Here is an 18,935-nt window from a genome sequence, read left to right as displayed (position 1 = left end):
GTTCTGAACCGGCTTCGAGGAGAAAGTTCAGTCCGTAATGCAAAATGCCATCTTTTTCTACAGGCAAAAGAAAAGGCGCCAGAGGCGCCTTAAACGATGATCTATGGAGTAAGTCCATTGCTCAGAGTCGAGCGCTGAGCGAAAGGTTCAGCGCTTCCCGACGAACGGTCATCATTTGCCTGGCATCAGCAGCAGGCGCTGGTTGCCATAGACCTTGTCCAGGTTTTCCGACTTGAACGGGAAACTCATATAGCCGCCCTTGAGCCAGGACTCGATGCCGTCGGCATAGTGCGGGCTGGCTGGATTGCCCGATTGGCCTGAGCTGTTGACGCCGATCAGCGGTTCGTCGGCGGAGAAGTCCACCACGATGCGCATTGCCGGGATCAGGAAGGTATTGAAATCCTGGCCCCAGGCGTAAGCCGAGACGTTCAGCGTGCTGTGGTCGCCGCCGGCCGCATAGGGGCCGCGATCCAGATAGCCTTTCAGGGCGTTGATGCTGGTGCGCTGGCTGGCGCTCATGTAGGGCGCCATGCGAGTGGTGTCGGTCACCCATTCGTAGGTATGCAGCTTGCCCCACTGCCAGTTGCGACGCTCCGTACCCAGGCGCTTTTCCAGCAGCTCGATGCTGGCGGCCAGGCTGCGCGCCAGGATGGTCGGCTTGTCTTCCTGCTCTGGGGTGCGGATGTCGTCCCAGAACGGACTGTCGACACGACCGAGCAGGTGATCGGCCTGCGCGGAGTACGAGGTATTGGCGGTTTCCACCAGGGCTTGCCAGGCCGGGCTGCGTTCCGGGCCGAGTTCGTCGAGGAAGATCTGTCGCGCGCTTTCATGCAGGAAGGCGCCGTAAATGGCGGCGTCGGCCGAGCTGGCTGTGAGCTTGCCGTCGAAGGCGAGCAGACGCTTCAGGGCTTCGTCTGCACGCTCGCGCTGGCCGGCGGGCAGAGCAGCTATGGCCTGGCGCAGCGGGTCATGCATGGCCGGGTCGTTGAGCATGGCCTGCAGCTTGGCTACGAAAGGAGAGGTCTGGTCGTACTGCATGGCGATCATGCTGCGGCCATCGTGTCGGCCGGTGCCGGCCAGTTCGGCAATACGCTCAGCGCGCTCCGGGTAATACCAGGAGCTGGACAGCTGCATGCCGTAACCTGGCGGCACGCTGCGTTCGTTGGCGGTGCCCAGCCAGCCTTGCGGCGGGTCCTGGTCGTAGGGATGCAGCATCGGATCGGCGAAGCCGTCCCAGGCGTAGCGCTCGTCCCAGCCTGGGGAAGGCAGCAGGCCGCGTCCTTCGCGCCGATTCGGGTAGCGGCCGGTAACCTGCCAGCCGATGTGCTGGGCATCGGCGAATACGATGTTGAGCGGCATGGCGCGGATCTCGCGAGTCGCCTCGAAGGCCTGATCCACCGATTGTGCGCGCGACAGATCGAAGAAGGCGTCGAGGCTCTTATCACGCTCGAACTGCGTGGTCTTCAGCGCCAGGCCGTAACCACTCTGCAACGGTAGAGGTTGCAGCATGTGCTTGCGTTCGCCGACCACCGAATTCAGCAGCGGGCCGTTGCGGGTCTCGTACAGCGTTTCGCGGATCGGGCGCTGGCCGCGGATGAAGAAGGTTTCCTGACGCTCCGTGACCGGCAGCCACTTGCCGTCGGCCTGGTACATCAGGCGGCTGCCCTCGCGTCTGATGCGTTCGAGATAGATGTCCTGGTTATCGCCCATGACCATGGTCATGCCCCAGGCCAGCTTGCCGTTGTAGCCGGCCACCACCGCCGGTACGCCTGCGAGGGAGACACCGGCAGCCTGGTACTTGGGCGAGCGGATCTGTACGAAATTCCACAGCGACGGCATGCTCAGTGGCAGATGGGTGTCGTTGGCCAGCAGACTCATGCCGCCACGGCTGCGCTGCGGTGCGATAGCCCAGTTGTTCGAGGCGGCGACGCCGAGCATGTGCTGTTCGGCGATCTGCGCCGCCGTACGGGAAATCGCCTGCAGGCCTGGCAACTGCCCCTTGAGGTCGAGCCCAGCGAGCTTCTCTGCTTCGACGAAGGGCAGTGGTTCGTCCGGGTAGATCGGCAGCAGCCAGGGCAGTTTGTCGGTGCCCACCTGCTGGGCCAGGGTCAGCGCAGCGATCTCTTCCTGCAGGTTCACCGCGAGGCCGAAATTCAGCAGGCAGAACAGCAGAACCGAATCCTCGGGTTTCCAGTATTCGGGACGGTAGCCGGATTCGGCCAGGTCCATCGGCAGGCGATTGCGGTAGCGGAACAGGTAGGCGTTGACACCGCGCGAATACACTTCGAAGAAGCGTTTCAGGCGGGGCGAGGCGTCGGCGTAGAGAATGTCCGCGCTCTTCTTCAGATTGACCGCGCGCATGAACCGGTCCATTTCCAGTGCGCCCGGACCGGTCATCTCCGCCAGACGACCCTGGGCCAACAGGCGCATGCCGACCATCTGACTGAGACGATCACCGGCATGCACATAACCCAGGGTGAACAGGGCGTCGTGGAAGGTGCCCGACTCGATCAGCGGCATGCCAAGCGCATTGCGCCTTACCGATGCGCTTTCAGCCACGCCCTGAATGCGTTCGACGCCACGGGTAGGTGGCACGCTGTCGGCGTAACGGCTGTTGAGCAGGGACTGACAGCCGGCGAGGCCGGTCAGGGAGGCAGCGAGAGTCAGGCAGGCCAGCGTGCGCATGGCGAATATCCTTGGTATGCGAACAGGCGAGGCCGGTCGCGCAGCAACCGGTCACAAAGGCGCCAAGGTAATGAGGCGGCTGGTGCCTGGCAAGAGCCCTCAGCCGATCGCCTGAGACCCCTTCAGCCCTTCATCCAGCAGCCAGCGAGCTGCTGTACGCGCGGCGGCCTTGTGTTGCAGCTCCAGCTCATTGAAGCGCTTCTCGAAGCGGCGCCGCTGCGACTTGTCCAATGCCTTCCAGGCCGCGTGGGTGGGCACGTCGGCCGTGGCTTCGAACAGCGTATGGAAGACCTGGCAGCGGCTGTCGTTGCTCAGGGTGCTGTCAAAGTTGTCGAGCAGGACCTTGATGCGAATGGCGCCCTCGATCAGCGGCAGCTGCTCGTCGAGCAGGCTGCTGGCCAGGATGTTCAGGTCGCCGCCGATGCGCTGCTGGCGCTCCTGTTGCGCTTCGTCGCGGGCACGCTGATTGGCCCACACCCGGCGCCACAGGTGCCAGGCATAGGCCGCCAGGGCTGCGATCAGCAGCAGGCCGGTCAGTAGCAGGAGGAGGGGCAGAGCATCCATGTGCGGTTCAGGCACCGTGGCATTTCTTGAATTTCTTCTGGCTGCCGCATGGGCATGGGTCATTGCGGCCGACATCCTTCAGCGCGTTGCGTACCGGCTCCTGATGGCCGTGATTGCAGTGCGGGCCGTGCACATGGCCGTGATCGTGATGATCGTGGTCATGGTTGCAGTCGGGGCCGTGGACGTGAGGTTCGTTGCTCATGGTGTTACTCGTGCAGGTTATTCGGGGATGAAATCGCCGGGAATTATCTCTCCATTGCGCGCCATGTGCACGCTGCGGCCGAACAACATGCCGGTTTTCACTTCTCCCTTGAGGCTGTAGCGAATCGGTACATCGGGTTTTTCCAGCGCCTTGACGATCTGCCGCACATGGCGCCAGAGATTGGTACGTACCGGCACATCGAAGGTGTGATGACCGTGAGCGGGCACCGTGAACCACTCGCTGGAGTGACCTTCGGCCAGCTGGATGCCGTTGAGGTGCACGTTATAGTTCAGCCCGCGCACAGGCAGGCTGACCCCGTTGGGATTGTCGATCCGAAAGCGCAGGCTGAACTCCTGTTCGAGCAGCCTGGCCTTGATCACATCAACTTTGATGAGTTGGACGTCCGGGTCCTTGAAGCCACCTGTCATCCAGGTGGAGCATCCTGTCAGGCCCGAAAACAGGCCGAAAAGCATCAATAGGCTGGTAATTCTTATCATTTGCGCCTGATAAAACATTTCATACCCCCGTTGCGGCCCAGTGTAACAAGCAAGCGCTTGGCTGCAACGGGTGGGCAGGCATTATTTTCCTGATGACAGCTTCATGGCTCGGCATATTGGTTGATCGCAATGGCATGGATGAGAAGCCTGCAGTGTCAGGGCGAGGGAACCTGCGCCATACTGAGCGGCGAATAGGACAGGAGTGTGACCATGAGTCGCTACGAGATCGCCTTCTCCGGGCAACTGGTGCCGGGGGCACAGCCGGAGCTGGTCAAGGCCAATCTGGCCAAGTTGTTCCAGGCCGATACTCAGCGTATCGCCCAGTTGTTCTCCGGGCGTCGCATCGTGATCAAGAACAACCTCGACGCCGCTGCGGCAGAAAAATACCGTGCGACCCTCGAGCGGGCCGGTGCGCGTGTCGAGGTTGTCGATATGGACATGCTGATCGAGGAGGTCGAACTGGCACCCCCACCGCCAGCCGACCCGGTACCGGCTCCGTCGGCCCCTTTGCCCAAGCCGGTTGCGGCCAGCCCGGGGCGATTGCAGGTCGCACCGCGTGATGAGTACATGGCTGCTTTCAGCGAGGTGGATGCACCGGATTTCGGTATCGCCCCGGTGGGCAGTGATCTGCAGGACGCCAGGCCCGAGGCCGAAGCGCCGCGGGTCGACCTTTCGCAGTTCAGCCTGGCGCCGGTGGGCAGCGACATGGGCCAGGCGAAGGCAGCGCCTCCGGCTCCCGCGCCGGATACCTCGCATCTGAAACTGCAGGACTGACCGCGCGCAGGGAAGCTGCGCCGTGAGCTACGCAGGTAGCCACGGCGTTGTTGCATCGGGTGCGGTTAGCCCGCCTTGCATTTGTCTTGCGCCTGCTCCGGTTTGAGATGGCGTACGCTGGTGAAGAACAGCTCGCAGGTTTGCAGTTTTTCCGTCATCTGCCATTTCTGGGTGCAGGCGCTGAGCAGTTGCTGCGCATCACGCGTTGGTTGCCGGCCCATGCCGGCCTGCCAGCAGGCGGCGCTCAGATCCTGCCCCATGACCTTGATCCCCGCCGCGTTGGCGGCATCCTCGCTGCCATTGTTGTTGGCCGGGTCGGCGGCATACCAGATGTAGCTGGGGTGGTTGGCGCCGAGTACGGCAACCTGCCGTTCGGATGTCGCATCGACCTGACCCAGGCCCAGGACGGAAAGGTTCACCCCGTACTGCTGCTTGATCCAGCTGCGCACTGGGCTGCCGAAGGCCACCATCGGCAGGCTGGTACCGTCCGAGCTGGCGCTGAGCTCAGCGACCATACGCCGCTGGTAGTCGCTGAAATAACCGTACACGCCTTCCAGAGCGCTGCCGGCACTGGCCGGGGCGGCAATGGGGGCGATGTCGACGATGGTCTGGTAGGCCGGTGTCTGCTCCGGCGCAATGCCGTTGTAGCTGAGCAGGTCGGCCCAGCGATCGGTGGTGCTCGAGCGCAGGTAGTCCTGAGCCTGGGTCAGCGAGTAGTCCGGCGGAAAATGCAGCAGTTCGACACTCTTGCGGTTCTCCAGGGCCATGCCCAGTGGCAGGAAGAAGTACCAGTTGTACTGCCACTTGCCGTCACGGTTGAGCTGGCTGGCGCCCTGATAGGCCAGATCGCCGGTGTCGAGCAATTGCCGCAGGGGCTTGGCGTACTCGGCAGGTACACCTTCGAAGTAAGCGTGTACGCGTTTCCCATCGCGCTTGACGCGTACGCTGGCCTGCGGGTAGCCGTCGCGGGTCAGACTTTGTTGCAGGTAGTGCTCCACCGTCTGCTCCAGCGTCCAGTCGCGGTAGCAGATCACGCTGCAGTTGTTGGGGTAGGCAAACAGACGGCTGACGCGCTGGCTGTCCCCCAGATCCAGTGCCTCTCCCTGCAGCCCTCCAGGCTGACTGGCGCAACCAGTCAGCAGGCTGGCCAAAACGAGAGCGATACCACTTTTCTTGTGCATGGCTTTCTCCTTGTCGAGTGTCCCCGAAGGACGATTCAACTCAAGCAGAAAGTGCGTCCGACGCCAGTCAGCCCTTCAGATGGGGCGCGCAGCACTTCTTGAACTTCTGCCCGCCCTGACAGGGGCAGGGGTCATTGCGCCCAACCTTCATTGATACGGTCGGATCGAGGAAATACCAGCGTCCATCCACCTGAACGAAGGCGGAGCATTCGCGATGACGATGTTCGCCATGCTCGTCATGCCAGTGGGCGACGAAGCTGACCTGGGCATGTTCGGGTTTGCCGCCGAAGACTTCACTGCCTTCCACTTCCAGCCCCAGCCAGGTGCTTTGTGCGCTCCAGACGGCCATCGCTTCACGGTCGAGCGCCTGCTGCTGGGCGGGCAGGGTCGTGGCCACCAGATAGTCCACCAGGCCCAGAACATAGGCGCTGTAACGCGAGCGCATCAGCAACTCCGCGCTGGGCGCGGGTGTGCCTGCGTGGTAGTGGCCGCAACACTGGCTGAGCGGATTGCCGCTGCCACAGGGGCAGTGGGGATCAAGTGGGTTCATCTCGTTACCACCAGTATTTGCCGAAGTTTTGTGGATTGGCCCAGAACTTTGCATTCAACCAGTCGGGAACTTGCTTGTAATCGAGCAGATCATAGGTGAACAGATGCAGGGTCTGTCCCTCGCGCTGGAACTGCTCACTGGCCTGCATGGCCAGTGCGAACAGGTCGGTTTCCTGCCAATCACCCGCCTTGAGGTCGAGCAATACGGCGACCCGGCTGGCGTTGAGGTTGCGGATACCGCCCAGTAGTTGCAGACCATCGCGCTTGGGTAAGTGCTCCAGGCAGTCGACCAGCAGTGCCAGGTCGAAGCGCTGTGCGGCCAGTTCCGGCGCCAGGGGAGCAGCAGGTGCAGTGGTGACCTGACACTGCGGGTGGGCATTGCGAAAAGCGCTGACTGCGGGTAGTTCGCTGGCACCGAGCAACAGCAGTTTCTCGGGCGTGTAGCGGGCAAGCAGTGCGGCAATTGCCTGCTGTGGAGTACGGGTGCTAAGGCTGGCGGTCATCGAACTTCCTCGAAAAGTCTGCAAAGACTAACGTGGCGTCAGTATCAGGCCTAGAGTGATAGAAAATTATCCGCAGAAGTTCTTACAACTGGCGGATTGAACAACTCCAGTCTTTACTACTATCGAGTCGGTTATGGGCCGATGAACATTGGAGACCTAAAGTTATGAGTATCACAAGGAACGCAGTCCCCCTGATTCTGGCTAGTACCTTGCTGACCGGCTGCGCCGGTCTGCAGAAAACCGACTGGCCCACTTGCGCGGCGGTAGGCGGTGTAGGTGGTGCAGCGTTAGGGGCAATCGAAAGCTCCAGCTGGGCTGGTGGTGGTGCACTGTTGGGTGCCGGTCTTGGCGCCGCTTACTGCTGGGTACATGGTGCCGAAGCGCAACAGGTTGCTGCTGTCGAAGAAGTCGTGGTCGAGGAAGTCGCCGTGGCCGAGCCGGCCGAGGCCGTTCGCGTCGAGCTGGACGTCAAGTTCGACTTCGACAAGGCTCAGGTCAAACAGGAAAGCTATGGCGATATCAAGGCCCTGGCTGACTTCATGAAACAGTACCCGCAGACCAGCACCGTGGTTGAAGGTCACACCGACTCCGTCGGTAGCGATGCCTACAACCAGGGCCTGTCCGAGCGCCGCGCCAGCGCCGTTCGCGACGTTCTGGTCAATCAGTACGGTGTCGAGTCCGGTCGTGTGCAGGCAGTGGGTTATGGCGAGAGCCGTCCGGTTGCCGACAACGCCACTGCCGAGGGTCGCGCAATCAACCGTCGTGTAGAGGCCGAGGTCGAAGCTCAGCCGTAAGGCGCTTCTGCCTTACCGCATCAACGACGCAGGCCCGGCCGGTTCTCACCGGCCGGGCCTTTTCTTGTGTGAATTCCAGCCGCCGTCTTTACTCCTGTGATACCGGCAACATGCCGGTATCACAGGAGACACCACCATGAGAATCCAGCTTCTACCCTTTCTCCTGGTCAGCAGTGTTCTCTCGGGTTGTGCCACGACTTCCAGTACGGGAGACGCGCCGCTCAACCAGGGGAACTGGCCCCTGTGCAGTGCGATTGGAGCCTTGGCCGGTGGCGGCCTCGGTGCAATCGAGAGTTCTACCTGGGCGGCAGGCGGCGCGGTCGCCGGCGCTCTGTTGGGCACCATCATCTGCTATGCGCAGGACGGCGACGAGGATGGCGACGGAGTGTTCGACCGTCGTGACCGCTGCCCCGGCACGCCTGCCGGGACCTCGGTCGGTCATAACGGCTGTCCGTTACCGCAGTACCCCGCCAGCGTCGCGACCGAGCCGGTTATGGAGACGCCGGTGCAGAATGAGGTCATCGTCCTGAGCGATCTCGGCAACGTATTGTTCGCCTTCGATTCTGCTGATCTGACAGCCGATGCGCAGCGCCTGCTTGCCGATGTCAGTACGCGTCTGACCGGTGCCAGCCTGGTCGCGGTGAAGGTGGTCGGGCATACCGACAGCGTTGGCTCTGATGCCTACAACCAGGGGCTGTCCGAGCGCCGTGCACGCAGTGTTGCCGACTTTCTGGTTGCCCAGGGCGTACCTGCCGACAAGCTCAGCACCGAAGGGCGGGGTGAGAGTCAACCCGTGGCGGACAATGGCAGCGACGCCGGACGCGCTCAGAATCGCCGTGTGGAGTTGCACGTTTCCCGTTGACGCAGGGCGGCGTGCCCCTGGCCATTCGGCCTGGGGTGCGCCCTTTTCAGTGGTGATACGTTGAATCATGAAAATGGTCTTCCACTCTGGTGGTCCACGCTGCGACCGGTTAACGTGCTGCGCTATTAGAAAAACCAGGTGCGAGGGCGGGGATGAAAGCATTGTTGATCATGGGCAAGGCGTTGGCCTTGGTCTTCTGGCTGGTGTTCGGCGCGGCGCTGGCCAAACGCCTGGGGGCGCCATTCGAGCAGCTTGTCTACGTGCTCGCAGCCTTCCTTTCGCTACTGCATGGCGTGCAGTTGTGGCTGTTCTCCAGCGTTCTGTCTGGTCGCGCCAGTCCCTGGCTGGACCGTGTGCAGGTATTGCTGTTCGGCATTTTTCACCTGTATCCGCTGAAGGTCGTGCAACAGCCTGATAGTGCGGCTGCAGCGTCCGTCGGGGAGGCTGCACATGCGTAATCTCGCTCTGCTGCTTTGTCTGTGTGCCGGTACCGCGCTGGCCGGTACCCAGGTGCAGGTGCCTTCCAATACCCTGATGCGTCTGCCCGTTGCCAGCAGCAGCCTGCAGCTCGATCGCCTGGAAGTGGCGGATCAGGCAACCCTGATGATTCCCGCCACGGTCACGGAGTTACGTATCGGCGAGCTGCTGATGGGGCGTGAGGCCCGTATCGGTGTAGCGCCGAGCGAGCAGCCGCTGCGTCTGGAAATCGCCGACGCCGATATCGGTGCCGGTGCCTGGATCAGCGCCAAGGGCGCCGCCGGTACCTATACCCGGCCAGCGACGCCGGGGCGTGAGATCAGCCTCAAGCTGCACAAGCTGACGTTCGAGTCGTTGACGCTGGACGTGCGAGGTGGTCAGGGTACACCGGGCTACGCCGGCCTTGATGGTGCGCATGGTCAGCCGGGCGGTTGCACTTGGGGCCAGGCCAGCGCGGGCTACGACGGGCAGGATGGCACCGATGGCCAGGATGGGGCTGCCGGCGGCAAGGTAACGCTGGAAGTGCCGCATTATGTCGAGGTCGAACGCTTGCAGGTGCTGCTCGATGGCGGCGCTGGCGGCGCAGCCGGTTCGGCGGGTCGGCCCGGTCGTGGCGGCGCAGCCAAGGGCTGTCTGCTTTACGGCGTAGAGGGTGCCCCGGACGGCAAACCTGGCCAGCCTGGACGTGAGGGGACCGCGGGGCGCAGTGGCGCCATGCAGGTGTTGCGCTTCTAGATCGCAGCGGCCTTCGTTTGCCCGGAGCAGACGAAGGCCGTCCACTCAGAATGAAGGACGCATGGCCACCAGCGTGATCAGTGCCAGGCCGATCAGCAGGTTGCTGCCCACTACCTTGCGAATCCGCCCCAATACTTCGCCGCCTGCCGGCCAGTTTTCGGCCTCCACGGCGCGCCGCAGTTCCGGCAGTTGCAGCGCCTGAATACGCAGGAACAGGGCAAGCATCACCAGGTACAGCCCCATCATGATGTGCACGTAGCGCGGTGCTGCGTCGAAGCCACTGTAGCTCATGTGCACCATGCCAAAGCCGGTCACCGGCAGGGCCACTACCGCCAGCCAGACCCAGACGAAGAAGCGCTTGAACACACCGAGCCACAGGCGCAGCCGTGCGGGCGGCTCCAGCGTTTCGACCGCGGTCGGGCGCAGGATCATCCAGGCGAAGAACATGCCGCCGACCCAGATCACGGCGGCCAGCAGGTGTAAGGCATAGAGCGGTGCGTAGGGTGTCATGTGGCGTCTCCATCGGGCCGTTTGGCAGTTCATTGCGTTCGATCGGTACGCGAGTCTGCGCCGGATCGATTGGCGCGCTATGATAGCGGCCGCTCCGCGAATACTGAAAATTTATCCAGCCTTTTTCGTTTCAGAATCCATGCTCAGTACCGAACTCAAGACCCAGATCCAGGGCGCCTATTCGCGCTTTCTCGAGGCCAAGTCGCTCAAGCCGCGTTACGGCCAGCGCCTGATGATCGCCGAGATCGCCAAGGTGCTCGGAACCATCCGGAGCGACGACGAGGGCAAGCGCCTCGGCGACCCCGCTGTGGTGGTGGTGGAGGCGGGCACCGGTACCGGCAAGACGGTGGCCTACAGTCTGGCCACCATTCCCACCGCCAAGGCCGCCGGCAAGCGCCTGGTGATCGCCACGGCCACCGTGGCGCTGCAGGAGCAGATTGTGCACAAGGATCTGCCGGATCTGCTGCGCAACAGCGGGCTGAACTTCAGCTTCGCCCTGGCCAAGGGCCGTGGTCGCTACCTGTGCCTGTCCAAGCTCGACCATCTGCTGCAGGACGGAGCCGCGCAGAGCGCCACCGCGCAACTGTTCGAGGAAGAAGGCTTTCGCATCGATGTCGATGAGCAGGGCCAGAAGCTGTTCACCGCGATGATCGAGAAACTCGCCGGCAACAAATGGGACGGCGACCGCGACAGCTGGCCGGAGGAGCTGGAAGACAGCCGCTGGGCGCAACTGACCACCGATCACAGCCAGTGCACCAACCGCCATTGTCCGAACTTCCAGCAGTGCGCCTTCTACAAGGCCCGCGAGGGCATGGGCAAGGTCGACGTGATCGTCACCAACCACGACATGGTGCTGGCGGACCTGGCGCTCGGCGGCGGCGCCGTGCTGCCCGACCCGCGCGAGACCATCTACGTGTTTGACGAAGGTCACCACCTGCCGGACAAGGCGATCGGCCATTTCGCCCACTTCACCCGGCTGCGCTCGACCGCTGACTGGCTGACCCAGATCGACAAGAACCTGACCAAGTTGCTAGCGCAGAATCCGCTGCCCGGCGATCTCGGCCGGCTGATCGAGCAGGTGCCGGAGCTGGCACGCGAACTGAAGACCCAGCAGCAGTTCATGTTCACTGCCTGTGAAGAGATCGCCGATTTCAAGGCCGGCGAGGACATGGAAGGGCGCGAGCGGCCGCGCCATCGCTTCGTCGGGGGCGTGGTGCCGGAACATCTGACCGAGCTCGGGCTGGAGCTGAAAAAGGGCTTCTCCAAGCTCAACGATCTGTTCACCGGCGTTACCGAGCTCCTCAAGGAGGCAATGGACGGCGAGGGTGCCGTGGGCATTGCCAGTCACCAGGCCGAGGAGTGGTATCCGCTATTCGGGAGCCTGATGGCACGCGCCAAGGGCAACTGGGAGTTGTGGCAGGCCTTCACCGCCGAAGATCCGCAAGAGAGCCCGCCCATGGCGCGCTGGCTGACCCTGGCCGAGAGCGGCGCGCTGTTCGATATCGAGGTCAATGCCAGCCCGATCCTGGCCGCCGAGACCTTGCGCCGCAACCTGTGGAACGTCGCCCATGGCTGCCTGGTGACCTCCGCCACACTGACCGCGCTGGGCACCTTCGATCGTTACCGCATGCGCGCCGGTCTGCCCAAGGTGGCGGTTACCGCCATCGTGCCGAGCCCCTTCCATCACGCCGATGCAGGCCTGCTGCGAGTGCCGGACTTGAAGGCCGATCCGCGTGAGGCTGCGGCGCACACCGCGGCGATCATCCGCGATCTGCCGGATCTGGTGACCGGCAGCCGTGGTTCGCTGGTGCTGTTCTCGTCACGCAAGCAGATGCAGGACGTATTCGATGGCCTCGACCGTGACTGGCGCAAACGGGTGTTCATCCAGGGCAGCCTGTCCAAGCAGGAAACCCTGAACAAGCACAAGGCGCGTGTCGACTCGGGCGAGGAAAGCGTGCTGTTCGGCCTGGCCAGTTTCGCCGAGGGTGTCGACCTGCCCGGCGCCTATTGCGAGCATGTGGTGATCGCCAAGATTCCCTTTGCCGTCCCGGACGATCCGGTGGAAGCGGCGCTGGCCGAGTGGATCGAGGCTCGCGGCGGCAACCCCTTCATGGAAATCGCCGTGCCGGACGCCTCTCTGCGCCTGGTGCAGGCCTGTGGCCGTCTGCTGCGTACCGAGGCCGACCGCGGCACCATCACCCTGCTGGACCGGCGCGTGGTGACCCAGCGTTATGGCAAGGCCATCCTCAATGCCTTGCCGCCGTTTCGGCGGCAGATCGACTGACGCTGCTGTTCGCTGCCCCTGCTGCGCCAGGCTGTAGCCCGGGCGGCAGGTGCAGGCCGGTACCCGTGCCAATGGTCGCGTCGATGAGGATTCCCGTGTGGTGAGCCAGGCGGGGCGCTATTTCATGAGGTTCAAGAACACTGCATGATAAGCGGCCACTATCATCGGCCGCATTTGGCCAAGCAGTGAAACGGGAGAACAGCGTGCAGATTCAGGGCTATTTCGACTTGCGCTTCGAAGCGGTGAGAGATGCATTCGCCGCACTGTTCGACGATGCGCAGGAGCGGGGCGCGGCCCTGTGCGTAAAGGTCGGCGGTGAAACCGTGGTCGACCTGTGGGGCGGGGTGATGGACAAGGATGGCCAGCAGCCCTGGCACAGCGACACCATCGCCAATCTGTTCTCCTGTACCAAACCCTTTGCGGCGGTCGTGGCCCTGCAACTGGTGGGCGAGGGCAAGCTCGATCTGGACGCTCCCGTGGCGCGCTACTGGCCCGAGTTCGCCGCTGCCGGCAAGGAGCGCATCAGCGTGCGTCATCTGCTCTGCCATCAGGCAGGCTTGCCGGCTTTACGTCAGATGCTGCCTGCCGAGGCACTGTACGACTGGCAGACCATGACTGGCGCGCTGGCGGCCGAAGAACCCTGGTGGCCGCTGGGCGAGGGCCATGGCTACGCGCCGATCACCTACGGCTGGCTGATCGGCGAGCTGATCCGCCGGGTCGAGGGTCGCGGCCCGGGCGACAGCATCGCGGCGCGCATCTCCAGGCCGCTGGGGCTGGATTTTCATGTCGGCCTGGCCGATGGCGAATTTCACCGCGTCGCCCATATCGCCCGCGGCAAGGGCAATCTCGGTGATGCTGCCGCGCAGCGCCTGCTCAAGGTGATGATGACCGACGCCAGCGCCATGAGCACGCGCTCGTTCACCAATCCGCCATCGATCATGACCAGCACCAACAAACCGGAATGGCGACGCATGCAGCAGCCGGCCGCCAACGGCCATGGCAACGCGCGGAGCCTGGCGGGTTTCTATGCCGGTCTGCTCGATGGCAGCCTGCTCGATGGTGATCTGCTCGACGAGATGACCCGTGAGCACAGCGTCGGCGATGACAGGACCCTGCTGACCCGTACGCGTTTCGGCCTCGGCTGCATGCTCGATCAGGCCGACGTTGCCAACGCCACCTATGGCATGGGAGCAAAAGCCTTCGGCCACCCTGGTGCAGGTGGCTCAAGCGGCTTTGCCGACCCCGAAAGGGATGTGGCATTCGGCTTTGTGATCAACAATCTAGGACCGTTCGTCTTGATGGACCCCCGTGCGCAGAAACTTGCGCGCCAGATTGCGGACTGTATCTGATTGAACGGCTAAACTCGCGCCAATCGTTCAGTTGCAACCATAACGAATCGACCATTAGATCTGTGTGACCTCGGGGGCTACATGCGTGCCAACAAGATTTTTGCCTTTACCTGCTGCCTGCTGATCGCAGGTTGCGCCGGCTCGGAAAAGAAGGGAGTCGCCAAACCGGCCGTCATGCCGCCGCCTCAGGTCACTCGCGCCTGGCTGGACGAGTACGAGCCGAAACTGCGCGACGCGGTCAAGGGCAGCCAGTTCGAGTTCGAGCGTCGGGAAAATCTTCTGGTGGTGACGGCTCCGGTGCAGAGCTCCTTCAATCCGGACCGTCCGCATATGCTTTTGCCGGCCAGCCTGGGTCCGATCACCCGCGTCGCCAAGTTGCTGGAAGCCGATGAAGATATCGCGGTGGTGGTTCTCGGTCATGCCGATAGCAGTGGCGATGCAGCGCTGAACCGCGATCTGAGCCAGCAGCGCGCGCGCGCCGTGACCTCGATCTTCCGCCTGAGCGGCCTCAAGCAGAACCGCCTGCAGGTCATGGGCCTGGGGTCCGACATGCCGCGTGCCGCCAATGACAGCGCCGCCGGTCGTGCGCTGAACCGCCGTGTGGAAATTCTCCTGACTTCGCGTGACACCATGCAGGGCCTGGTCGCCAAGTACAGCCAGCCGGCCAAGGCGGAGCTCAAGGACGCACCCAAGGTAGCTGCTGCAGATCAAGGAAAAGTGGGCAAGTCGGAGTAAGCTTGCAGGCATTTCCACATTGCGAGGGCAGGCGCCGGTAACCAGACGGATTGGTTTCCGGCCCTGTTCTGAGGAACTGCCATGACCCAAACCCTGGCCGATATGCGCCGTGACTACACCCGCGACGGTCTGAGCGAAGCCCAGGCGCCGCTGGATCCCTTTGCCCTGTTTCGTCAGTGGTTCGATGACGCAGTGAAGACCGAGCAACTGCCGGTCGAACCCAACGCCATGACCCTGGCCACCGTCGACGAACAGGGGCGCCCCCACTGTCGTGTCCTGCTGCTCAAGGGCCTCGACGAACGCGGTTTCACCTTCTTCAGCAACTACGACAGCGCCAAGGGCCGTCAGCTGGCGGCCTGTCCGTTTGCCGCCATGACCTTCTTCTGGCCCAGCCTGGAGCGCCAGGTGCGCATTGAAGGGCGCGTGGAGCGCGTCACAGCTGCCGAATCCGACGGTTATTTCCAGGTCCGCCCGCTGGGCAGCCGCATCGGTGCCTGGGCCTCGCCGCAGAGCAGGGTGATCCGGGACCGCGCCGAGCTGGAAGACCTGATGGTGGAGACCGAAAAGCGCTTCCTCAATCAGGCTCCGCACTGCCCGCCACATTGGGGCGGCTATCGCCTGCTGCCGGACCGCATCGAGTTCTGGCAGGGCCGGCCGAGCCGCCTGCATGACCGCCTCAACTATCGGCTGCAGGGCGAAGCCTGGATTCGCGAACGGCTGGCGCCTTAATCTCTGGCGGAGATAGCGGACAGCGGTTCGCGGGCTTCCACCAGGCCTTCTGAGCGGCGATTGGCAGGGTGTGTCGGGATGCCTGCGTTGTCTGGAAGGCGCACGGCAACAAGCTTTGCGGCCCCTGCTCTTAACAACCGTCGGGCAAGCCAGCTAGCAATAGGGCTGTACGAAACCAGCACATAAGATACCCTTGCGCCACGAATCAACCGGGATGCTGTGAATCGAACAATGGGTTTTGAACAACTAGCCGAGCTACGTGACCGCCTGCGGGCTGAAAAAGAGCAGGTAAAGACCGAAAACGCGAAGCCGCCAAAGCGCAAGTCCAAGCCGCCGCAAAAAGCCAAGGCGCGCGAGCAGGATCCGGCTGTCGAAGCGATCTGGCGGCTGCAGAAGCATTTCCCTCTGGCTTTCCCGGTCAACCCCGCGCCCAAGGTGCCGTTGAAAGAGGGCATCCTCAAGGATGCCGAGCAGCATCTATCGCTGCTCGGCATCAGCCTTGAGCAGCTCAAGCTGGGTATTGCCGCCTGGTGTCGCGGCGGGCGCTACTGGTCTGCGATGACCGAGAACGCGCCGCGTCTGGACCTGCAAGGCCAACCCGTTGGTGTGGTGACGGCCGGGCAGGCGTTGCACGCCCGGCAGCAGGCCAGGCGGCATCGCATGGAAGCCCGGCGTAACCAGGCCAAGGCGAAAGTGCCGGCGAATGACACGGCCGTAGGCAGCGTCGAGCAACCAAGCGCCGAGTGAAACGTCTGCAGTAGCCCGAGGATTGCTCGGGCTCTCCAGCGCATTGGCCTGTCCAACGGCCTACAATGGCGACCTCATTCGCGAGGCCGTTCCCGATGCTCGAACTCGACTCCACCCTGGCGCAGCATATTGTCGACCGCGCCATGGCTATCCTGCCGTACAACATCAACGTGATGGATGCGCAGGGCATGATCATCGGCAGTGGCGACCCCAGTCGGCTGCATACCCGCCATGAGGGCGCGCAGCTGGTGCTGGCCAATCGTCGCGTCGTGGAGATCGATGCCCAGGCCGCGGCCTGCCTGCGTGGTGTCAAACCCGGGGTCAACCTGCCGTTGCGCCATGCCGAGCAACTGATCGGCGTACTCGGCATTACAGGCGATCCCGAAGTGGTACGACCCTATGCCGAACTGGTGCGCATGGCCGCAGAAATGCTGGTCGAGCACCGCGTGCTGCAGGCCGAGCGGCACTGGCAGCGGCATCAGCAGGAAGCCTGGTTGCGCCAACTGCTCGACCCGCAACAGAGCTTGTCCGGCCTGGAGGCGGAAGCCGAGCGTCTGGGACTGAATCTGAGCTGGCCGAGGCAGATGTGTCTGCTGCGGCTGGCGGAAGAGGGTGATCCGCTGCCGCGCCAGGCCCGTCTGCTGGCTGCGCTCGGTGGCAAGGGCGAACACCTGGTGGCCCCGCTGGGGCGTCACGAGCTGCTCTGGTGCCGGCCCTACAGCATCAGCCGCGACGATCAGGCCTGGTTGAGTCAGGCCGATGAGCGTGACTGGGGGATAGGTTCTGTGGCGCTGAGTGACCCGCTGGGCGATCTTGCCGAACTACGCCAGGCGAGCCTGGTGCTGCGTGATTTGCAGGCCTACGGCCAGGCCCGTTTTCCCCTGCGTCGTCTGCTCTATCTGCAAGAGCTGCGTCTGCCGACGCTGCTGTATGCCCAGCGCCACAGCTGGCTGTTGCAGGGCTGGCTGGCGCCGCTACGCCAGGTGCTCGCCCAGGATGTGCAAGGCAGTCTGCGTGCCACCCTGGAGGCCTGGTGCGCGTACGACGGTCAGGTGCAGAGTTGCGCCCGGGCGCTGGGTATCCACCGCAACACCCTGCGTTATCGCCTGGAGCGCATCGGCGAACTGAGCGGGCTCGACCTCAACAGCTTCGAGCAGCGCCTGCAGTTATCGCTCGGACTCGGCCTGCTGGATGTGCAGGGTGACGAGTATTCCTGATTCTCGGCGTTGTGCGCCTGAACAAAACGGCTCGTTCGGGCCTCTTATCTTTTGGTGCGGCCGCACAGGGTCTGCTGGCGGAGCCTGAGCCACAATGGCCTGCCTGTCGGCATTTCCCGCCGGATACTGCGTCCGGTCATAACAACAACGAGGAGACTGGTCATGAGCCTGGTCCTGATTCTGGTGGCGCTTATCGCGTTCATCGTGTTGTCCACCACTCGCTTGAAGCTGCATCCCTTCCTTGCCTTGCTGGGCGCCGCGATCATCGCCGGTTTCGCCTATCAACTGCCTGCCGGTGAAATTCTCAAGACCGTCGCCTCTGGCTTCGGCGGCATTCTTGGTTACATCGGTATCGTGATCGCGCTGGGTACCATCATCGGCGTGATCCTGGAGCGCAGTGGCGCCGCCATTACCATGGCCGAGACGGTTATCCGCCTGCTGGGCCAGCGCTTCCCGACGCTGACCATGTCGATCATCGGCTACCTGGTTTCCATTCCGGTGTTCTGCGATTCCGGCTACGTCATTCTCAACTCGCTGAAGAATGCACTGGCGGCGCGGATGAAGGTTTCCGTGGTGGCCATGAGCGTGGCTCTGGCCACGGGCCTGTACGCCACCCACACCTTCGTGCCGCCGACGCCCGGGCCGATTGCTGCTGCCGGCAACCTGGGGCTGGAAACCTCGTTGGGTCTGGTCATCGCCGTGGGTCTGGTGGTCGCGCTGGTCACGGCGCTGGCCGGTATGCTGTGGGCCAACCGTTTCCTCAAGCAGAACGATCACGACCTGCTGGAAGAGGCGCCGAGCGAGCTGCTCGCCGACGAGGTTGACTTCGATGCGCTGAAGGCGCGCTACGGCAAGCTGCCCAGTGCCTTCCAGGCCTTTGCGCCGATCTTCGTGCCGATCCTGCTGATCTGCCTGGGTTCCATCGCCGTGTTCCCCAGCAAGCCGTTCGGCGAGGGCATCCTGTTCGCTCTGCTGAACTTCTTCGGCCAGCCGATTGCTGCGCTACTGGTCGGCCTGGCGCTGGCCTGCACGCTGCTCAAGAGCGCTGACAAACGTCAGGAATTCCACGACTTCGTGGCCGAGGGCCTGGTATCCGCCGCGCCCATTCTGCTGATCACCGGCGCCGGTGGTGCCTTCGGTGCGATCCTCAAGATCACTCCGCTTGGCGACTATCTGGGGACCACGCTGTCGGCGCTGGGTATCGGCCTGTTCATGCCGTTCGTGGTGGCTGCCGCACTGAAGAGCGCGCAAGGCTCGACGACGGTGGCGCTGGTCACCACGTCGGCGCTGGTGGCGCCGCTGCTGGGTCAACTGGGCCTGGACAGCGAGATGGGCCGCGTGCTGACCGTGATGGCCATCGGGGCCGGCGCGATGACCGTTTCCCACGCCAACGACAGCTTCTTCTGGGTGGTTACCCAGTTCAGCCGCATGAAGGTTTCCACGGCTTACCGTGCGCAAACCGTCGCGACCCTGATCCAGGGTGTCGCCGGCATGATCACCGTCTGGCTGCTCAGCCTGATTCTGCTGTAATCCGCTATATC

Annotated in this window: 19 protein-coding genes and 1 pseudogene; 12 read left to right on the top strand and 8 right to left on the bottom strand. The window is 63.3% G+C overall.

The features are described 5' to 3' along the window. Positions 1-171 precede the first annotated feature (171 nt). The 4 genes from OEG79_RS14610 to OEG79_RS14595 all read right to left on the bottom strand — a co-directional run bounded on the left by OEG79_RS14610 (position 172) and on the right by OEG79_RS14595 (position 3,966). Positions 172-2,685: a penicillin acylase family protein gene (locus tag OEG79_RS14610; protein WP_264145708.1), complete on the bottom strand. Its 2,514-nt coding sequence runs from the start codon at positions 2,683-2,685 to the stop codon at positions 172-174. Between the two features lie 99 nt (positions 2,686-2,784). Next, positions 2,785-3,249, bottom strand: coding sequence for a DUF2489 domain-containing protein (locus OEG79_RS14605; protein WP_264145707.1), 465 nt, complete (start codon positions 3,247-3,249; stop codon positions 2,785-2,787). A gap of 7 nt (positions 3,250-3,256) precedes the next feature. Further along, on the bottom strand, positions 3,257-3,451 hold the full coding sequence (locus tag OEG79_RS14600) for an SEC-C metal-binding domain-containing protein (RefSeq protein ID WP_013714608.1): 195 nt from the start codon (positions 3,449-3,451) through the stop codon (positions 3,257-3,259). Between the two features lie 17 nt (positions 3,452-3,468). Continuing rightward, positions 3,469-3,966, bottom strand: coding sequence for an LEA type 2 family protein (locus OEG79_RS14595; protein WP_264145706.1), 498 nt, complete (start codon positions 3,964-3,966; stop codon positions 3,469-3,471). Positions 3,967-4,158: 192 nt separating this feature from the next. On the opposite strand from OEG79_RS14595, the gene OEG79_RS14590 reads away from it, so the two are divergent. Next, positions 4,159-4,722: a hypothetical protein gene (locus tag OEG79_RS14590; RefSeq protein ID WP_264145705.1), complete on the top strand. Its 564-nt coding sequence runs from the start codon at positions 4,159-4,161 to the stop codon at positions 4,720-4,722. A 65-nt stretch (positions 4,723-4,787) separates the two neighbouring features. Here OEG79_RS14590 and OEG79_RS14585 read toward each other — a convergent pair whose 3' ends face one another. From OEG79_RS14585 to OEG79_RS14575, 3 genes are all read right to left on the bottom strand, one after another. After that, entirely contained in the window at positions 4,788-5,903 is a 1,116-nt protein-coding gene (locus OEG79_RS14585; protein ID WP_264145704.1) for a hypothetical protein, read from the bottom strand. A gap of 67 nt (positions 5,904-5,970) precedes the next feature. Beyond that, positions 5,971-6,453: a YchJ family protein gene (locus OEG79_RS14580; protein ID WP_264145703.1), complete on the bottom strand. Its 483-nt coding sequence runs from the start codon at positions 6,451-6,453 to the stop codon at positions 5,971-5,973. Between the two features lie 4 nt (positions 6,454-6,457). Continuing rightward, a complete protein-coding gene (locus OEG79_RS14575; RefSeq protein ID WP_264145702.1) occupies positions 6,458-6,955 on the bottom strand; it encodes a DUF6231 family protein in 498 nt (165 codons plus the stop codon). 440 nt (positions 6,956-7,395) lie between these two features. On the opposite strand from OEG79_RS14575, the pseudogene OEG79_RS14570 reads away from it, so the two are divergent. The 4 genes and pseudogenes from OEG79_RS14570 to OEG79_RS14555 all read left to right on the top strand — a co-directional run. Then, positions 7,396-7,749: pseudogene (locus OEG79_RS14570) on the top strand (OmpA family protein); the annotation flags it as partial. Between the two features lie 136 nt (positions 7,750-7,885). Beyond that, the gene (locus OEG79_RS14565) at positions 7,886-8,611 is read left to right on the top strand and encodes an OmpA family protein (protein ID WP_264145701.1); all 726 of its coding nucleotides are present in this window, start codon (positions 7,886-7,888) and stop codon (positions 8,609-8,611) included. Positions 8,612-8,763: 152 nt separating this feature from the next. Then, positions 8,764-9,069: a DUF1145 domain-containing protein gene (locus OEG79_RS14560; protein ID WP_264145700.1), complete on the top strand. Its 306-nt coding sequence runs from the start codon at positions 8,764-8,766 to the stop codon at positions 9,067-9,069. Next, positions 9,062-9,823 carry a collagen-like protein gene (locus OEG79_RS14555; protein WP_264145699.1) on the top strand — a complete coding sequence of 254 codons (762 nt, stop codon included), beginning with the start codon at positions 9,062-9,064 and terminating at the stop codon, positions 9,821-9,823. The genes OEG79_RS14560 and OEG79_RS14555 overlap by 8 nt, the downstream gene beginning before the upstream one ends. Before the next feature lie 45 nt (positions 9,824-9,868). Here the strand turns inward: OEG79_RS14555 and OEG79_RS14550 are convergent, their stop codons facing one another. Beyond that, the gene (locus tag OEG79_RS14550; protein WP_264145698.1) at positions 9,869-10,333 is read right to left on the bottom strand and encodes a DUF2269 family protein; all 465 of its coding nucleotides are present in this window, start codon (positions 10,331-10,333) and stop codon (positions 9,869-9,871) included. A gap of 139 nt (positions 10,334-10,472) precedes the next feature. Between OEG79_RS14550 and dinG the strand changes: the two genes are divergently transcribed. The 7 genes from dinG (at position 10,473) to OEG79_RS14515 (ending at position 18,924) form a co-directional block, all read left to right on the top strand. Continuing rightward, complete coding sequence (gene dinG, locus OEG79_RS14545) at positions 10,473-12,617, top strand: ATP-dependent DNA helicase DinG (RefSeq protein WP_264145697.1); 2,145 nt, start codon at positions 10,473-10,475, stop codon at positions 12,615-12,617. A 203-nt stretch (positions 12,618-12,820) separates the two neighbouring features. After that, entirely contained in the window at positions 12,821-13,966 is a 1,146-nt protein-coding gene (locus tag OEG79_RS14540; RefSeq protein ID WP_264145696.1) for a serine hydrolase domain-containing protein, read from the top strand. 81 nt (positions 13,967-14,047) lie between these two features. Further along, on the top strand, positions 14,048-14,701 hold the full coding sequence (locus tag OEG79_RS14535) for an OmpA family protein (protein ID WP_264145695.1): 654 nt from the start codon (positions 14,048-14,050) through the stop codon (positions 14,699-14,701). An 81-nt stretch (positions 14,702-14,782) separates the two neighbouring features. Continuing rightward, the gene (pdxH, locus tag OEG79_RS14530) at positions 14,783-15,430 is read left to right on the top strand and encodes a pyridoxamine 5'-phosphate oxidase (RefSeq protein WP_264145694.1); all 648 of its coding nucleotides are present in this window, start codon (positions 14,783-14,785) and stop codon (positions 15,428-15,430) included. 231 nt (positions 15,431-15,661) lie between these two features. Beyond that, entirely contained in the window at positions 15,662-16,177 is a 516-nt protein-coding gene (locus OEG79_RS14525; protein ID WP_264145693.1) for a ProQ/FinO family protein, read from the top strand. Positions 16,178-16,272: 95 nt separating this feature from the next. Continuing rightward, a complete protein-coding gene (locus OEG79_RS14520) occupies positions 16,273-17,394 on the top strand; it encodes a sugar diacid recognition domain-containing protein (protein WP_264145692.1) in 1,122 nt (373 codons plus the stop codon). Between the two features lie 162 nt (positions 17,395-17,556). Next, entirely contained in the window at positions 17,557-18,924 is a 1,368-nt protein-coding gene (locus tag OEG79_RS14515) for a GntP family permease (RefSeq protein ID WP_264145691.1), read from the top strand. Positions 18,925-18,935 lie beyond the last annotated feature (11 nt).

The sequence above is a fragment of the Pseudomonas sp. Z8(2022) genome (genome assembly GCF_025837155.1).
In the GTDB taxonomy this organism is placed as follows: Bacteria; Pseudomonadota; Gammaproteobacteria; order Pseudomonadales; family Pseudomonadaceae; genus Aquipseudomonas.
Note: the sequence above shows the minus strand (reverse complement) of the source record. Positions and strands in the feature narration are given on the sequence as shown.

Bases quoted from the DNA above. Each gene is read 5' to 3' on its own strand.
- OEG79_RS14605 (WP_264145707.1), bottom strand. From the start codon at position 3,249: ATGGATGCTCTGCCCCTCCTCCTGCTACTGACCGGCCTGCTGCTGATC.
- OEG79_RS14565 (WP_264145701.1), top strand. From the start codon at position 7,886: ATGAGAATCCAGCTTCTACCCTTTCTCCTGGTCAGCAGTGTTCTCTCG.
- OEG79_RS14535 (WP_264145695.1), top strand. From the start codon at position 14,048: ATGCGTGCCAACAAGATTTTTGCCTTTACCTGCTGCCTGCTGATCGCA.
- OEG79_RS14585 (WP_264145704.1), bottom strand. From the start codon at position 5,903: ATGCACAAGAAAAGTGGTATCGCTCTCGTTTTGGCCAGCCTGCTGACT.
- OEG79_RS14550 (WP_264145698.1), bottom strand. From the start codon at position 10,333: ATGACACCCTACGCACCGCTCTATGCCTTACACCTGCTGGCCGCCGTG.
- OEG79_RS14595 (WP_264145706.1), bottom strand. From the start codon at position 3,966: ATGTTTTATCAGGCGCAAATGATAAGAATTACCAGCCTATTGATGCTT.
- OEG79_RS14515 (WP_264145691.1), top strand. From the start codon at position 17,557: ATGAGCCTGGTCCTGATTCTGGTGGCGCTTATCGCGTTCATCGTGTTG.
- dinG (WP_264145697.1), top strand. From the start codon at position 10,473: ATGCTCAGTACCGAACTCAAGACCCAGATCCAGGGCGCCTATTCGCGC.
- pdxH (WP_264145694.1), top strand. From the start codon at position 14,783: ATGACCCAAACCCTGGCCGATATGCGCCGTGACTACACCCGCGACGGT.
- OEG79_RS14555 (WP_264145699.1), top strand. From the start codon at position 9,062: ATGCGTAATCTCGCTCTGCTGCTTTGTCTGTGTGCCGGTACCGCGCTG.
- OEG79_RS14590 (WP_264145705.1), top strand. From the start codon at position 4,159: ATGAGTCGCTACGAGATCGCCTTCTCCGGGCAACTGGTGCCGGGGGCA.
- OEG79_RS14575 (WP_264145702.1), bottom strand. From the start codon at position 6,955: ATGACCGCCAGCCTTAGCACCCGTACTCCACAGCAGGCAATTGCCGCA.
- OEG79_RS14560 (WP_264145700.1), top strand. From the start codon at position 8,764: ATGAAAGCATTGTTGATCATGGGCAAGGCGTTGGCCTTGGTCTTCTGG.
- OEG79_RS14580 (WP_264145703.1), bottom strand. From the start codon at position 6,453: ATGAACCCACTTGATCCCCACTGCCCCTGTGGCAGCGGCAATCCGCTC.
- OEG79_RS14525 (WP_264145693.1), top strand. From the start codon at position 15,662: ATGGGTTTTGAACAACTAGCCGAGCTACGTGACCGCCTGCGGGCTGAA.
- OEG79_RS14600 (WP_013714608.1), bottom strand. From the start codon at position 3,451: ATGAGCAACGAACCTCACGTCCACGGCCCCGACTGCAACCATGACCAC.
- OEG79_RS14520 (WP_264145692.1), top strand. From the start codon at position 16,273: ATGCTCGAACTCGACTCCACCCTGGCGCAGCATATTGTCGACCGCGCC.
- OEG79_RS14610 (WP_264145708.1), bottom strand. From the start codon at position 2,685: ATGCGCACGCTGGCCTGCCTGACTCTCGCTGCCTCCCTGACCGGCCTC.